The organism is Curtobacterium sp. SGAir0471, assembly GCF_005490985.1.
Taxonomy (GTDB): domain Bacteria; phylum Actinomycetota; class Actinomycetes; order Actinomycetales; family Microbacteriaceae; genus Curtobacterium.
In genome coordinates this window covers 2,380,252-2,396,544 of the sequence record NZ_CP027869.1, presented here as the reverse complement: position 1 = coordinate 2,396,544, position 16,293 = coordinate 2,380,252, and the positions used below count along the sequence as shown (strand labels likewise).

Sequence of the window (16,293 nt, the reverse complement as noted above, 5' to 3'; positions counted from 1 at the left end):
CCGACCGCAGCCCGACCCACCCGCCCGCACCGCGCCTCCAGACCGTCCCGAGAAAGGCACCACCGAAGTGACCGCAGCCCTCGTCGTGAACTCTGGTTCGAGTTCGTTCAAGTACCAGCTCATCGAGCTCGAGGGCGAGCGCACGCTCGCCTCCGGGCTCGTCGAGCGCATCGGTGAGTCGTCGGGGGCGTGGAAGCACACCAACGCACTGACGGGGGAGTCGTCGTCGAACGACGCCGCATCCGTGCCCGACCACGCCGCCGGCTTCCAGGCGATGATCGACGCCTTCGGGAAGGTCGGACCGTCGTTCGACGAGCACCCGCCCGCGGTCGTCGGGCACCGTGTCGTGCACGGCGGGACAACCTTCGACGCGGCGACCGTCGTCACCGACGAGGTCGAGCAGCAGATCGAGGACCTCAACAGCCTCGCGCCGCTGCACAACCCGGCGAACCTCGAGGGCATCCGCGCGGCGAAGCAGGTCTTCTCCGACGTGCCGCACGTCGCCGTCTTCGACACCGCGTTCCACCAGACGATGCCGCCGCACGCCTACACGTACGCGATCCCGGCCGACCTGGCCGAGCGCTACCGGATCCGCCGCTACGGGATGCACGGTACGAGCCACAAGTACGTCTCCGAGCAGACCGCGGCGTTCCTCGGTCGCCCGCTGGCCGAGCTGAAGACGATCGTGCTGCACCTGGGCAACGGGGCGTCCGCCGCGGCCATCGACGGCGGTCGGTCGATCGAGACGTCGATGGGGCTCACGCCGCTCGAGGGCCTCGTGATGGGCACCCGCTCCGGCGACCTCGACCCCGCCGTGCTCATCCACCTGCACCGCGAGGCCGGTATGTCCTTCGACGACCTCGACACGATGCTCAACAAGCGGTCCGGGCTGCTCGGGCTCACCGGCAACGGCGACATGCGCGACGTGCAGGACGCGGCACTCCGCGGTGACGACGAGGCGGAGGCAGCGCTCGCCGTGTACCGGCACCGCATCCGCCGGTACGTGGGCGCGTACACGGCGCAGCTCGGCGGGCTCGACGCCGTCGTGTTCACCGCCGGCGTGGGGGAGAACAACGCACTGCTGCGGCGGCGCGTGCTCGCCGGACTCGAACACCTGGGCATCGAGGTCGACGCCGACCGCAACGAGCTGCACTCGAAGGAGGCCCGGCTCATCTCGACCGATTCGTCGCGCGTCGCCGTGCTCGTCGTCCCGACGAACGAGGAGCTCGAGATCGCCCGGCAGTCGGCGGCGGTCGCGCTGTAGGGGACGCCGTCGGGGCGGTGCCGGTTCTCCGAGGTGCCGCCGGTTCGCTGAGACGGTGCCGGCTTGCCGAGACGCCGCCAGGTCGTCGAGACGGTGCCCGATCCGGGGGCGTCTCGACGACCGGGCGGCGTCTCGGGCCGACGCCGGCGTATCGCGGCAGCAGCGCGCCGGTCCCCAGCGCGGGTCAGCTCAGGGCGTGCAGCGCCGCGGGGATCGGGGTGTTGCCGCTCGTGACCTCGAACTGCACACCCACCGCGGTGTCGTCGAGCAGGGCGTGCAGGACGAGGGCCGCGACGTCCGCGCGGGGGATCGAACCCCGGGGCACCGTCCGGCCGACGTGGACGGTGCCCTGCGGCGGAGTGTCGAGCAGAGCTCCCGGTCGGATGATCGTCCAGCGCAGGTTCCGCATCCGGATGTTCGCGTCGGCCTCCGACTTCGCCCGGAGGTACACCTGGAAGACGTCGTCCTCCGACCGGGCGGGCACGACCGCGCGCTCGCGGTCGTAGGAGTCCGCCCCCATCGCCGACACCATCACGTAACGGCGGATGCCGATCCGTTCCGCCGCGTCGGCCAGCGTGATCGCCGCGTCGCGGTCGACGGTCTCCTTGCGCTCCGCACCGCTGTTCGGCCCGGCCCCCGCCGCGAAGACGACGGCGTCGACGCCGCGGAGGCGCAGTGCCAGCTCGTCGTCGTCCACCTGTTCCAGGTCCACGACCAGGGCCGTCGCGCCCTGCTGCTCGACGTCGGTCACGTGGGCCGGGTTGCGGATGATCGCGACGGCGTCGTGGCCGGCGTCGGTGATGAGGCGGGCGAGGAGCAGTGCGATCTGGCCGTGTCCTCCGGCGATGGCGATCTTCATGTGTCCGATACTGCCCGGAGCATCCGGTAGACTTCCGGAGGCTCCTCACGTGACGCCATCCAGGCCAACTCCCCCAGGGCGGAAACGCAGCAAGGGTAACCGGGCTCTGGCGGGTGCGTGAGGAGTCTTCTTCGTTTCCGGGACCCTCTTCTTCGTTCCCTGGACCTCCCGCCCCGGCTGTCGAGCGGCTCCTCGGTGAAATCTTCCGTCACGCCGTGCGCGGTTCCTGTTCGTGTGTAAAGATCACCTTCAGGAACTCCCAACCAGGGTTCCGACCCTCTCCCGTCTCACCAGCGGGGGAGTCCGAGGATCAGGTGGCAGGCGAGCCTGCCAGGAAACGGGACACGCATGCGCAGGCACGTGTCGCTCCGGGGTACCCGCGTACCCGCAGGAGCGGTCAACTGGACACGATGGATCACCCGCGACGGGGACCGGGCTCGACGACGAGCTCCCGGCGACCGGAGCCTCCTCCTGCGCGGCGGTGTCGTCGCCACGGTGACGGCGTTGCTCGCCGCCACCGTGGCGATCCAGCCAGCTGCCGCGGCACCGACGGACGTCGCCGAGGCCGAGGGCGTCCTGCTGCGTGGCGGCGGGGTCATCAACCTCGACGACGTCGCACAGCTCGCGGGGGCCTACTCCGCGCAGGGTGTCTCCGGCGGCGGTGGCACGACCAGCCAGCCGGTGGACCTGCAGGCGCTCGGCGCCGTGCAGGTCGGACTCGGCAACGACATCGACCTGCTCGGACCGCAGGGCATCCTGACGCTCGGCGTCGCCGGTCAGTACGCCTCGAGCTCGACGACGGGAGCGACCGCGTCCGCCGGTGCCGTCACCGAGAACGGCGGCATCGGTGTGGGGACCGGCAACGACGCCGGGCAGCGGACGACCCTCGACCTCACCGAGCTCCTCGGCGTGGTCGGGGCGGACGACGTCCTCGCGAACGGCGAACTCAGCCTCGGAGCGCTGGGATCGACGATCTCCGCCCAGCGTGGCGCGACGGTCCAGACCACGACCGACTACGACATCGCCGACGCCGACCTGACGCTGCAGAGCCCGGCGGTCGCTGGTCTCGCCGACGGCCTCCGCTCCGACCTCGGAGCAGTCTCCGACCAGCTCAACGCCACGGTGGCTCCCGGCGGCACGCTCAACGGCGTCGCGGGCGGACTGACGGCCCAGCTGCAGCAGATCGCCAGTGCACTCGGCGTCATCACGCTGAACGGCACCCAGGTCTCCGCCTCGACCACGCTGGACCTCCGCCCCGCGATCGACCAGGCACTCGCGACCCCTGTCACGTCGGACGGTGTGACGCTCGACGTCGCGACCGGTCGCATCACGGTCGACCTCGACGGGCTCACCGGGTGGAACGACCTCGATCCCGGAACGCCGGTCCTCACACAGGCGACCGTGGACAGCATCAACACGGCGCTCGCGAACATCCTCCAGGTGCAGCTGCCCGAGCGGATCCGTCAGGCGATCGTCCCGATCATCGACGCGACGCCGATCACCGTCCGGGTGACCGCGAACGCGCAGGCGACGCTTCCCATCGGGGGCACCGTGCCGATCAGTGCGCTGAACCTCGTGGTGAACACCACACTCGGGGACGTGCTCGGCACCGCGCCGAACCCGGCCCGCCAGATCCAGGCTTCGGGTCTCCTCGGAACGCCGATCGGAGCGATCTTCGACAACTTCGTGGTGAGCACCCTCCTGCCGACCGTCGGCGGAGTCCTCGCACCCGTGGTGGGCTCGGACGGTGTCGCCACGATCGTCCGTGCCCTCACCGCGACCACCACGGCAGTGGCCACCGTGCTGTCCCCTGCCATCGCGTTGGTCCGGTCAGCCGTCGACATCCGAGTGAACGTGCAGGACGACCCCCGCTTCCGCGACCCCCGCGGGTCCGACTCGGGAGCGCGGAGCGTGACCGCCGTCCAGCTCAGGATCCTGCCCGGGGCGAACGCCGCGACGGTCGACCTCGCCACCTCGACGGTGCGCGCCACGGCCTTCGTCGCCCCGACCATCACGAGCCCGACCGCGGGGCAGCAGTTCAGCGTCCCGACGGACACCTCGACCCGTTCGGTGACCGTGAGCGGCACCGGTGAGCCGGGTGCGACCATCGCGCTCTCCGCAAATGGCACCTTGGCCGCCGACGCTCCGGTCGGCGCGGACGGCAGGTGGACCGCGATCCTCACCGGCGTGCCGGTCGGGGACCGCACCGTCACCGCGACGCAGACCGTCGGCGGTGTCGCAGCCGGCACCGCCACGCAGACCTTCTCGGTCGTCGCGCAGCGCCCGCTCGTCATCGACACCCCGACCGCCGGGCAGCAGTTCACCACGACCGGCACCACGGCGCCCGTGACCCTCACCGGTACCTCGACCGCGAACGCCCGCATCGACGTGACGATCGGCGCCGTCGCGGCGAGCGGCACGGCCGACGGCAACGGCGTCTGGAGCGTCCCCGTCGACGCGGTCCCGGTCGGACAGCAGACGGCGAGCGTGACGCAGACCGTCGGCGACACCACCTCGGCGCCCGTCACGCGGGACTTCGAGGTCGTGGCCGCACGCACGCTGACCATCGCCACGCCGGAACCCGGTGCGGTGCTGCCGCTCGTCGGGGAGACCCGCGACGTGGTGCTCACCGGCGCCGCCCAGGCCGGTGCCCGGGTCGACGTGACCCTCGGCGGTGAGCTGACCACGACCACGACGGCGGACGCCGACGGCACCTGGACCGCCACGGTCGAGGACGTCCCCGAGGGGGACTACACCGCCACGGCGACCCAGACCGTCGGCGGGACGACGAGTGCACCGGTCACCCGTGACTTCTCCGTCGCGGCGGTGCCCGGCGTCACGATCGAGGACCCGGCCGACGGCGCCGTGCTGACGGTCGCGGACGCCACCTCGACCACGTCGGTCACCGTGACCGGTTCGGCGGCACCGAACGCGTCCGTCTCCGTCGACCTCGGCGGATCCTTCGCCGCGATCACGCAGGCGGACGGCGACGGCAACTGGACGGCCACGTTCCAGGGCGTGCCGGTCGGCGAGCGCACGATCACCGCGACGCAGACCGTCGCCGGTGCCACCTCGGCACCCGTGACCTCGGCCTTCGAGATCGTCACCGGTGCGCCGCTGACGATCACGGCGCCCGCGGACGGCGCCACCGTGCCCGTCCTCGACGCCGACTCCACCACGGACCTGCACGTCACCGGCACCGCGGAGCCCCTCGCCGACGTGTCCGTCTCGATCGGCGGCGGTCTGACCGCCACGACCACGGCCGACGGCGACGGGAACTGGTCCACGACGGTCACGGACGTGCCGGTCGGTCGGTACACGCTCACGGCCACCCAGACGGTGAACGGCACGACGTCGCCCGCCCAGCAGCGGGTCGTGTCGGTCGTCCCCGCCGCACCGCTGCAGGTGACCGCTCCGGCACAGGGCGCGACCACGGTCGTCGCGAACGACGACGACACGGTCGACGTCGCCGTGACCGGGACGGCACAGCCGGGGGCCGCGGTCGACGTCGTGCTCGACGACGGCGAGCCCGTCACGACGACCGTCGGTGACGACGGCACCTGGTCGGTGACCCTGCCGGGCGTCGGGACCGGTGACCACACCGTGTCGGTCACCCAGACCGTGGGCGGACAGACCTCGCCCGCGATCGAGCGGGACATCGCCGTCGAGGTCGGCGACGACCTCGTGATCACAGCCCCCACCGACGGGCAGGCCATCCCCGCCACGAGCACCGGCAACGCGTCGGTCGTGGTCCGTGGGACCGCCGAGCCGGGTGCGACGGTGTCGGTCAGTGTCGACGGGGCAGCACCGGTCGACGTCGTGGCGGACCCCGCGGGCAACTGGGCGCTCGACCCGGTGCAGCTCGCGACCGGTCAGCACGCCGTCGAGGCCGTGCAGACCGTGAACGGCACGACCGGCCCCACCGAGACGCGGGACTTCACCGTCGTCCCGGGCACCGCGATCACCATCGACAGCCCCGCCGCCGGCTCGCGCTTCGTCGTGGTGGACGAGGACGCATCGGCGACGGTGACGATCAGTGGTGTCGCCGAGCCCGGTGCAGCCGTGACGGTCACGGTCGGTGATCTCGACCTGTCGACCACCGCCGACGGCGTCGACGGGACCTGGTCGGTCGAGGCAACCGGCCTCGCTCCGGACGACTACACGATCGACGCGGCGCAGACGGTGAACGGCGTCAGCACGGACGCCCTGCCCGTGGGCTTCACGGTCGACGTCGCCGCGCCCCTCGCGATCACGGCTCCCGGCACGGCGGCGATCCGGGTCGCCGGCGACGACGTGACCCGCGACGTGACGGTCACCGGCACCGGGCAGCCCGGCGCCGCGATCGTCGCGACGATCGACGGCGGAGCGCCGGGGCAGGCCACCACGGTCGGCGCCGACGGCTCGTGGTCGGTCACGTTCGCGGGCGTCGAAGTCGGGACCCACCCGGTGTCGGTGACCCAGACCCTGCCGGGTGGCGTCTCGAGCCCGGCGACGTCCGACCCGGTGACGCGCGACGTCACGATCGTGGCCGCGGACGACGTGGTCATCACGTCGCCCGAGGACGGCGCGGTCCTGCTCGTCCCCGACGCGGACACCACGCGCGACGTGACGGTGTCCGGGACGGCCGAGCCGAACGCGCCGGTGACGGTCCGTGTCGGCGACGCCGAGGCCGCCACGACGGCGGACGGCGACGGCGACTGGACGGTCGTCGTCGGTGGGGTCGGCGTGGGCGAGCAGACGGTGACCGCGACGCAGACGGTCGGCGGCACCACTGCCTCCAGCGCGGAGCAGACGCTCACCGTCCGGGCGGGCGAGCCGCTCGCCCTGACCAGCCCCGAGGACGGCGACGTCATCACGGTGGCCGACGCGAACGGCACGGCGGACGTCGTGGCCGCGGGCACGGCCGAGCCGGGCGCACCCGTGACCGTCTCGCTCTCCACCGGCGAGCAGGCGACGGTCGAGGCGGGCGACGACGGACGGTGGACCCACACGTTCACCGACGTGCCGACCGGTGACCACACCGTCCGGGCGACGCAGGTCGTCGGCGGGATCACGTCGGCGCCCGTCAGCGCGGTGGTGTCGGTGCGAGCCGGTGCACCGCTGACCGTCACCACACCCGCCGGAGCCACGACCGTCACGGTCGCGGACGACGACGCCACCACCGACGTCGACTTCGCCGGCACCGGCGAGCCCGGGGCGACGGTCACCGTCGACCTCGGTGACGGCGGCACCGCCGGGACGGTCGTCGGCGACGACGGCACCTGGGCGACCACCGTCGAGGACGTCCCCGTGGGCTCCTGGACGGCCTCCGTCACGCAGTCGGTGAACGACACCACGAGCGCTCCCGTCACACGACCGGTCTCGGTCGTCGCCGCGGCCGAGCTCGTCATCCGTCAGCCGGACGGCACCGTCACCGTCGCGGACGACGCCGCCACCACGACCGTCACGGTCGCCGGTGACGCGGAGCCGGGTGCCACGGTGACGGTGACCGTCGACGACCGCGAGCCGGTCGACGTGACGGCGGGCGACGACGGCACCTGGAGCGTCGACGTCGAGGACGTCGCGGTCGGGGAGCACGAGGTGACGGCGACGCAGACGGTCGGCGGGTCCACCTCGACCAGTCCGGCCGAGCGGCCCTTCGAGGTCGTCGCGGCGGCGCCGGTCGTCATCACCGCCCCCGCGGACGGCGACGAGGTGCGGGTCGCCGACGAGGACGCCACGACGACGGTGACCGTGCGCGGCACGGCCGAGCCGGGCGCCACCGTGGTGGTCGACCTCGGCGGCGGACGCGACGCCTCGACGGAGGCCGACGAGGACGGCGACTGGGAGGTCGACGTCCCCGGGGTCCCCGCGGGCAGCACGACCGTCAGCGTCACCCAGCAGGTCGGCGGCACCACCTCGCAGCCGGTCACGGTCGGCATCGAGGTCGTGGTCGCGGCACCGCTCACCATCGCCACACCCGCCGACGGGTCCACCGTCCGGGTGGCCCAGGACGACTCCCTCGCGACCATCCTCGCGACCGGAGCGGCCGAGCCGGGTGCCGAGGTCCGCGTGACCCTCGACGACGGCGACGAGCAGTCCGTGACGGCGACCGACGCGGGCACCTGGAGCCTCCGGTTCACGGGCGTCGCGACGGGTGAGCACACCGTCCGCGCCACTCAGACGGTCGACGGGTCCACCTCGGCACCGGTCGTGAACACCTTCACGGTCGAGGCGGGAGCGCCCCTGACGGTCACCACGCCGACCGACGACCAGGTCGTCACCGTGCCGGCGGCCGACCCGACGGTCGACCTGCCCGTCGCCGGTACCGGCGAGCCGGGCGGCACGGTCACCGTGGTCGTCGACGACGGCGACCCGGTCGAGGTTCCCGTCCGTGACGACGGCACCTGGGACACGGTCGTGCCGGGTGTCGGTCCCGGTGACCACACGGTCACCGTCGGCCAGGAGGTCGGCGGCACCACCTCCGACCCGGTCGTGGTGGACGTGACCGTGGACGTCGCCGACGAGGACGCCGTCGTCATCACGACGCCGGCTGCCGGGAGCACGATCCGCATCGTGGGTGACACCACCCCGGTCCGGGTCGGCGGCACGGCGGCGCCGGGTGCGGCGGTGTCCGTCACCGTCGACGGCGGCACCGCGGTCACGACGACGGCCGACGACGAGGGCGACTGGGCGGTCACCGTGCCGGGCGTCGCACTCGGCTCGCACACCGCGTCGGCCACCCAGACCGTGGACGGCACCACCACCGCAGCACCCGACGTCGCCTTCACCGTCGCCGCCGTGGCCCCGCTGCAGGTGGTCGCCCCCGTGGACGGCCAGGTGTTCCCGACCGACCAGGACACGGTCTCCGTGCCGGTCAGCGGGACCGCCGAGCCGGGAGCCACCGTCACCGTCGACATCGACGGCACCACGGTCTCGACGCAGGCCGGCGCGGACGGCTCCTGGACGGTGACCGTGCCCGGCGTCCCGGTGGGTGACCACACCGTGTCGGCGACGCAGACGGTCGACGGGGTCACCTCGGCCCCGGTGACCAGCGGCATCAGCGTGGTCGCCGCGGAGGAGGACGGCATCGTCGTCACGGACCCGACCCCGGGCCGCCTCTTCGAGGCCCCGGGACTGGACGCCACGACCACCGTGCCGGTCTCCGGGACGGCCGCGGCCGATGCAGCGGTCGAGGTCCGGCTGTCGACCGGCCAGGTCCTGACGACGACGGCGGGCGGTGACGGTCGCTGGAGCGTCACCTTCCTGGAGGTGCCCGCCGGTGACTGGACGCTGCAGGCGACCCAGACCGTCGACGGTGACACGTCCGACTCCCAGGTCGTGCCGATCACGGTGCGGGTCGCAGACCCGCTGACCGTCACCTCGCCCCTGCCGGGCGCGCGGCAGACCGCCGGTCCCGACGGAACCGCCACCTGGCGGGTCGCCGGCACGGCGGACCCGGGTGCGACCGTCACGGTCCGCACGGACGACGGGGACCCCGTCGTGACGACCGCCGGTGCCGACGGTTCCTGGTCGGTGTCCGTGGACCTCGTGGTCGGGCCGCACACCTTCACGGTGACGCAGACCGTCGAGGGTGCCACGTCCGCCGCGCAGTCCGTGCCGGTGGTCGTCGTGGCCGCCCAGCCGGGCGAGCCGGGCCAGCCCGGTGAGCCGGGTCAGCCGGGTCAGCCGGGTCAGCCCGGTCAGCCCGGTCAGCCGGGTCTGCCCGGAGGCTCCGGCAACGGCGCGGGCACCGGCGGCGGATCGGGCAACGGCAACGGCAACGGCAACGGCTTCGCTACCGGGAACGGCACCGGTCGCGACCTCGCCTTCACCGGCGCGGACGTGGCGCCGCTCGCAGGTGCTGCCGGCGGCCTCGTCGTCCTCGGGTTCATGCTGCTGGGTCTCTCCCGCCTCGCACGCGGCATCCGCCGCCGCGGACGCGCCTGACCGCACGTCCCCACCCACACCGCGCCTCCTGCCCGTCACCACGACGGACGGGAGGCGCGGTGCCGTCCCGCCCCTCGGCCCGCCTCCACAGGCGGTCGCCGAGGGCGCTCCGCTGTCGGCCGTCCCGCCCCTCGGCCCGCCTCCACAGGCGGTCGCCGAGGGCGCTCCGCTGTCGGCCGTCCCGGCTACCCTTGGTCCGTGGTCACCGCCCTGTATCGCCGTTACCGGCCCGAGAACTTCGCCGAGCTGATCGGTCAGTCGCAGGTCACGGACCCGCTGCGGACCGCCCTGCGGACGAACCGCGTGAACCACGCGTACCTCTTCAGCGGACCGCGCGGGTGCGGCAAGACCACCTCGGCGCGCATCCTCGCCCGCTGCCTCAACTGCGAGCAGGGGCCGACGGACACCCCCTGCGGCGTCTGCCCGAGCTGTGTCGAGCTCGCGCGCGGCGGCGGGGGATCGCTCGACGTCATCGAGATCGACGCGGCGAGCCACAACGGCGTCGACGACGCCCGTGACCTGCGTGACCGGGCGGTCTTCGCGCCGGCTCGTGACCGCTACAAGATCTTCATCCTCGACGAGGCGCACATGGTGACGCCGCAGGGCTTCAACGCCCTGCTCAAGCTGGTCGAGGAGCCGCCGGAGCACGTGAAGTTCATCTTCGCGACGACCGAGCCCGAGAAGGTCATCGGCACCATCCGCTCCCGGACTCACCACTACCCGTTCCGGCTCGTCCCGCCGGCGACCATGCTCGAGTACGTCGAGCAGCTGTGCGCGCAAGAGTCGGTGTCGGTGGCGCCGGGCGTCCTGCCGCTCGTCGTCCGCGCCGGTGGGGGGTCGGTGCGCGACACGCTGTCGCTGCTCGACCAGCTCATGGCCGGCAGCGAGGACGGCGCGATCGCCTACGAGCGGGCCGTCGCCCTGCTCGGCTACACCGACGCCGCACTGCTCGACGACGTCGTGGACGCCCTCGCCGTCGCCGACCCCGCGTCGGCCTTCGCCGCGGTCGACCGCGTGGTGCAGACCGGTCAGGACCCGCGTCGCTTCGTCGAGGACCTGCTCGAGCGCCTCCGCGACCTGATCGTGGTCGCTGCGACGAACGAGAGCGCCGCAGCCGTGCTCCGCGGGATCTCCCCGGAGGAGCTCGACACGATGACCCGTCAGGCCGGGGTCTTCGGTGCGACGGCGCTGTCCCGCTCTGCCGACATCGCGAACCGCGCGCTCACCGAGATGACCGGTGCGACGTCACCCCGGCTGCACCTCGAGCTCATGACGGCTCGCATGCTCGTGCCCGAGGCCGACGACACGCAGCGGGGGGCCCTCGCGCGCGTCGAACGGCTCGAGCGGCGCGTCGGCGTCGGTGATGCCGGCGGGCACGACGCGGCGGTGTCCGCTGCGCCCGTCGTGTCCTCGACGCCGTCCGTGCTGGCAGCGGACCGATCCGTGTCGCCGGCGCGCTCGCAGTCCTCGTCGCCGGGTGCTCCCGTGCCGCGGTCGGCATCTGCTGCGGCGCCCGTCGCCGCCTCGGCGCAGTCCGGTTCGACCGCGTCCGCGAGGACCACTCCGCCGTCGAGCCCTTCCGCCGCCACCGTCGGCGGGGCGGCTCCGGTCGGTCCGGCGCAGACCCAGCAGGCCCCGGCAGGGTCCGGCGACCCGCGTGCTGCGGCGGCTGCGTCGTGGGCCGCGGTCGTGCCGGACACGGCAGCATCCACGCCGTCGACCGGTGCGGACAAGCCCGCCGGGCAGCGTCGTCCGGCAGCGCGGACGCCGAACGAGCCCTCCGGGGCAGCGAACGGCTCGTCCACCGGGCAGGGCACCGCGGTCGGGGACGAGCCGGTCGTGCGACCGGTGAGCGCCGTGGGGTTCCAGCAGCTCCGGGACGCCTGGCCGCAGGTCGTCGAGCACGTCCAGCGTGCCCGCCGGTCCGCGTGGTCCGTGGTGGTCACGGCGCAGGTCACCGCCCTGCGCGACGACGTGCTCACCCTGACGTTCCCGAGTCAGCAGGACGTCGCCTCGTTCAAGGAGGTGTCGGACCCGTCGACGAGCGTGAGCGAGCTGCTCCGGTCGGCGATCATCGACGTGCTCGGCCTGCGGGTGAAGTTCGTCGCCCGCGGTCCGGGGCAGCAGCGTCCCGGCGGGGGACCCGGTGGTGACGGGGCTCCGCAGCAGCCGGGCGGTCGTCCGCAGCAGAGCGCGCAGCAGCAGGAGCCGGCACAGACGCCCGAGCAGCAGGTCGCGGCGTCGAGCACGGCCCAGGGGCGGCAGCCGGAGTCCGCGGGGCAGTCGGAGGCCGCGACCCAGCAGCCGCCGACGGCGCAGCAGCAGCAGGCGCCTGCACCGCAGCAGCCGGAGCGGCAGCAGTCCGGGTCGCAGCAGCCCGAGCCGCAGCAGGCCCAGCAGCAGCAACCGCAGCAGTCGGCCCGCGAGCAGTCGCCCGCGCCGCAGCCGACTCGCCAGCAGCCGTCCCAGCAGCAGACCGCCCCGGCGTCCACCGGCCCGGTGACCGACTGGGTCGTCGCGGCGATCCCGGCGACGGACCCGACGTCCCACGCCGCGCCAGGGCGCACGGAGCCGGGCTGGTCCGCTCCGTTCGGCACGACGGACACGGGGGAGCCGGTCGTCCCGATCGCCCCGGTGTCCGACCCCGCCGCCGACGCGGCCCTCGCCGCGCAGCTCCGCCCGGCCTCGGCCCTGGGCGGCGCACCGGCGCGACCGACCACGAGCGAGCAGCCGAGCGGCGGCGCAGCGGACGGTGCGCCGACCGTGCCGGCAGGAGCGGCGGCACCGGCGCCGGCGCCGTCATCGCCGGCCGCCGGCGACGTACCGGTCGACGACTACCCGCTCGACGACGACCCCTACGACGACGGAGCGCCGTTCCCCGACCCGGGCCCCTCGGCCGGCGGCACAGCGGCAGCATCCGCGCCCGGTCGTGCGGCGAGCCCGTCGCGGACCGCTGCACCGGAGCAGACGCAGCACGCCACGGCACAGCAGGGCGCCGCACAGCAGCCGGCCGCACAGCAGCCTCCGCAGACCCAGCACCGGACGGCACCGCCCCAGGTCCGCCGGACACCGGTCGCCGGCCGCTACGGCGAGGCGGTCGTCCGTGAGATCCTCGGCGCGCAGTTCATCGAGGAGACCGCCCTGCACGAGGAAGGCGCCTGATGTACGACGGCATCGTGCAGGACCTGATCGACGAGTTCGGCCGACTGCCGGGCATCGGCCCGAAGTCGGCGCAGCGCATCGCGTTCCACATCCTGCAGACCGAGTCCTTCGACCCGGCACGGCTTTCCGAGCTCCTGGCCGAGGTCAAGGAGAAGGTCCGCTTCTGCGAGGTGTGCGGCAACGTCACCGAGAACGTCCGCTGCAGCATCTGCCGGGATCCGCGCCGATCGCCGAGCGTCATCTGCGTGGTCGAGGAAGCCAAGGACGTCGCGGCGATCGAGCGCACCCGCGAGTTCCGCGGGCTCTACCACGTGCTCGGCGGTGCGATCAGCCCGATCGACGGTGTCGGTCCGGACGACCTGCGCATCCAGCAGCTCATGACGCGGCTGGCCGACGGCACGGTGGACGAGGTGATCATCGCGACCGACCCGAACCTCGAGGGCGAGGCGACCGCGACCTACCTGAGCCGGCTGCTCGTGCCGATGGGGATCCGCACCACGCGCCTGGCGTCCGGCCTGCCGGTGGGCGGCGACCTCGAGTACGCGGACGAGGTCACGCTCGGACGCGCCTTCGAGGGCCGTCGCCTGGTCGGGGGTTGATCGCCGCTCGCGCAGGATCGTTGCGTCGAGCCCGCCTCGCACGCAACATCCGCGGAACACCCTCTACGATTGTCAGACCGCGTGACCGTCGCGGAACCGTCGTCCCCGGGAGTACCAGCCAGTGGCCCTGATCGTGCAGAAGTTCGGTGGATCGTCCGTCGCGGACGCCGAGAGCATCAAGCGCGTGGCGAAGCGGATCGTCCAGACCAAGAAGGCGGGCAACGACGTCGTCGTGGCCGTCTCCGCGATGGGCGACACCACCGACGAACTCGTCGACCTCGCGCACTCCGTGACGCCGATCCCCGCCGGTCGTGAGCTCGACATGCTGCTGACGGCGGGGGAGCGCATCTCGATGGCGCTGCTCGCGATGGCGATCAAGAGCCTCGGCGTCGAGGCCTCGTCCTACACGGGCAGCCAGGCCGGCATGCTCACGGATGCGCAGCACGGCAAGGCGCGGATCGTCGACGTGACCCCGAAGCGGGTGCGCGAGGCGCTCGATGCGGGGCACGTCGCGATCGTCGCCGGCTTCCAGGGGTTCAACCGCACGACCGGTGAGATCACCACCCTCGGTCGCGGTGGGTCGGACACCACCGCGGTCGCGCTCGCCGCCGCGCTCGATGCGGACATCTGCGAGATCTACACCGACGTCGACGGCATCTTCACGGCGGACCCGCGCGTGGTGCCGAAGGCGAAGAAGGTCGACCGGATCACGAGCGAGGAGATGCTCGAGCTCGCCGCGTCCGGCGCCAAGGTCCTGTACATCCGTGCCGTCGAGTACGCCCGACGACACGGCGTCACCCTGCACGTCCGTTCCTCGTTCAGCAACGCCGAGGGCACCATCGTCTACAACCCTGCAGAGGGGGAAACCGTGGAAGAACCGATCATCACCGGCATCGCCGGAGACCTCTCCGAGGGGAAGATCACCGTCGTCGGTGTGCCTGACACCCCCGGCAAGGCCGCCGAGATCTTCACGATCGTGGCCCGTGCCGGCGCCAACATCGACATGATCGTGCAGAACGTGTCCGAGGCGGTCACGGGTCGCACGGACATCTCGTTCACGCTGCCGAAGGACCAGGGCCAGGGCGTCCTGACCGCGCTCGAGGTCGCGAAGGGCGACATCGGGTACGAGGGCATCCAGTACGACGACCAGATCGGCAAGCTCGCGCTCGTCGGCGCCGGCATGCGCACCAACGCCGGCGTCTCCGCGGCACTCTTCCGTGCCCTGCACGAGGCGTCGATCAACATCGAGATGATCTCCACCTCGGAGATCCGCATCTCGGTCGTGACCCGCGCCGACACCCTGAACGAGGCGATGCGGGTCGTGCACCAGGCCTTCGGGCTCGACGCCGACCAGGACGCCGTCGTCTACGCCGGCACCGGCCGCTGAGCACCGCGTCCGGACGATCCACGAGCAGGAGCACCACATGAGCACCACCGTCGCCGTCGTCGGCGCCACCGGCCAGGTCGGCGCCGTGATGCGTCGCCTCCTCGAGGAGCGCGCGTTCCCGGCCGACCACGTCCGGTTCTTCGCGAGCGCCCGGTCCGCCGGCACGACGCTGCCGTTCCGCGGTGAGCAGATCGTGGTCGAGGACTCAGAGACCGCCGATCCCTCGGGCATCGACATCGCCCTGTTCTCGGCCGGGGCCACGGCGTCGCGTGCCCTCGCGCCGAAGTTCGCGGCGGCCGGTGCGCTCGTCGTCGACAACTCCAGCGCGTGGCGGATGGACCCCGAGGTGCCGCTGGTCGTGAGCGAGGTGAACCCGCACGCGATCGACGAGGCGCCGAAGGGCATCATCGCGAACCCGAACTGCACGACGATGGCGATCATGCCGGTGCTCAAGGTGCTCGACGCCGAGGCGGGGCTCCGCCGGCTCGTGGCGACCACCTACCAGGCCGTGTCCGGCTCCGGCCTCGCCGGTGTCGAGGAACTCCTCGGCCAGGCGCGCGCCGCGCTCGAGCAGGACGCCGCGGCACTCACGCACGACGGTTCCGCGGTGACCTTCCCCGAGCCCGTGAAGTACGTCCGCCCGATCGCCTTCGACGTCGTCCCGCTCGCGGGCAGCATCGTCGAGGACGGCATGGGTGAGACCGACGAGGAGAAGAAGCTCCGCAACGAGAGCCGCAAGATCCTCGAACTGCCGGACCTGCTGGTCGCGGGCACCTGCGTGCGCGTGCCGGTCTTCACCGGCCACTCGATCTCGGTGCACGCCGAGTTCGCGCAGCCGCTGTCGCCCGAGCGGGCGACCGAGATCCTCGCCGCCGCCCCGGGCGTCGAGCTGGCCGACGTGCCCACGCCGCTGCAGGCCGCTGGGCAGGACCCGTCCTTCGTCGGCCGCATCCGCGCCGACCAGTCCGCGCCCGAGGGGCACGGCCTGGCGCTGTTCGTCAGCAACGACAACCTGCGGAAGGGCGCCGCGTTGAACGCGGTGCAGATCGCCGAGACGATCCTCGAGCGGCGCGCGGTCGCGGCGTAGCGACCG

7 protein-coding genes and 1 other RNA gene are annotated in these 16,293 nt (G+C 73.1%); 7 read left to right on the top strand and 1 reads right to left on the bottom strand.

The window, feature by feature from the left end; genetic code table 11:
* Positions 1 to 67 precede the first annotated feature (67 nt).
* On the top strand, positions 68 to 1,264 hold the full coding sequence (locus C1N91_RS11045) for an acetate/propionate family kinase (protein ID WP_137767748.1): 1,197 nt from the start codon (positions 68 to 70) through the stop codon (positions 1,262 to 1,264).
* Between the two features lie 184 nt (positions 1,265 to 1,448).
* Here C1N91_RS11045 and C1N91_RS11040 read toward each other — a convergent pair whose 3' ends face one another.
* Positions 1,449 to 2,123: an SDR family oxidoreductase gene (locus tag C1N91_RS11040; protein WP_137767747.1), complete on the bottom strand. Its 675-nt coding sequence runs from the start codon at positions 2,121 to 2,123 to the stop codon at positions 1,449 to 1,451.
* Positions 2,124 to 2,159: 36 nt separating this feature from the next.
* On the opposite strand from C1N91_RS11040, the gene ffs reads away from it, so the two are divergent.
* The 6 genes from ffs (at position 2,160) to C1N91_RS10980 (ending at position 16,287) form a co-directional block, all read left to right on the top strand.
* Positions 2,160 to 2,256, top strand: an RNA gene (ffs, locus tag C1N91_RS11035) — signal recognition particle sRNA small type.
* A gap of 215 nt (positions 2,257 to 2,471) precedes the next feature.
* On the top strand, positions 2,472 to 10,052 hold the full coding sequence (locus C1N91_RS16725) for a choice-of-anchor G family protein (protein WP_175415993.1): 7,581 nt from the start codon (positions 2,472 to 2,474) through the stop codon (positions 10,050 to 10,052).
* Between the two features lie 198 nt (positions 10,053 to 10,250).
* The gene (locus C1N91_RS10995) at positions 10,251 to 13,214 is read left to right on the top strand and encodes a DNA polymerase III subunit gamma and tau (RefSeq protein ID WP_137767746.1); all 2,964 of its coding nucleotides are present in this window, start codon (positions 10,251 to 10,253) and stop codon (positions 13,212 to 13,214) included.
* A complete protein-coding gene (gene recR, locus C1N91_RS10990) occupies positions 13,214 to 13,813 on the top strand; it encodes a recombination mediator RecR (RefSeq protein WP_058729138.1) in 600 nt (199 codons plus the stop codon). The genes C1N91_RS10995 and recR overlap by 1 nt, the downstream gene beginning before the upstream one ends.
* Before the next feature lie 121 nt (positions 13,814 to 13,934).
* The gene (locus tag C1N91_RS10985; protein ID WP_137767745.1) at positions 13,935 to 15,200 is read left to right on the top strand and encodes an aspartate kinase; all 1,266 of its coding nucleotides are present in this window, start codon (positions 13,935 to 13,937) and stop codon (positions 15,198 to 15,200) included.
* Between the two features lie 37 nt (positions 15,201 to 15,237).
* A complete protein-coding gene (locus tag C1N91_RS10980; protein WP_137767744.1) occupies positions 15,238 to 16,287 on the top strand; it encodes an aspartate-semialdehyde dehydrogenase in 1,050 nt (349 codons plus the stop codon).
* Positions 16,288 to 16,293: the final 6 nt, after the last annotated feature.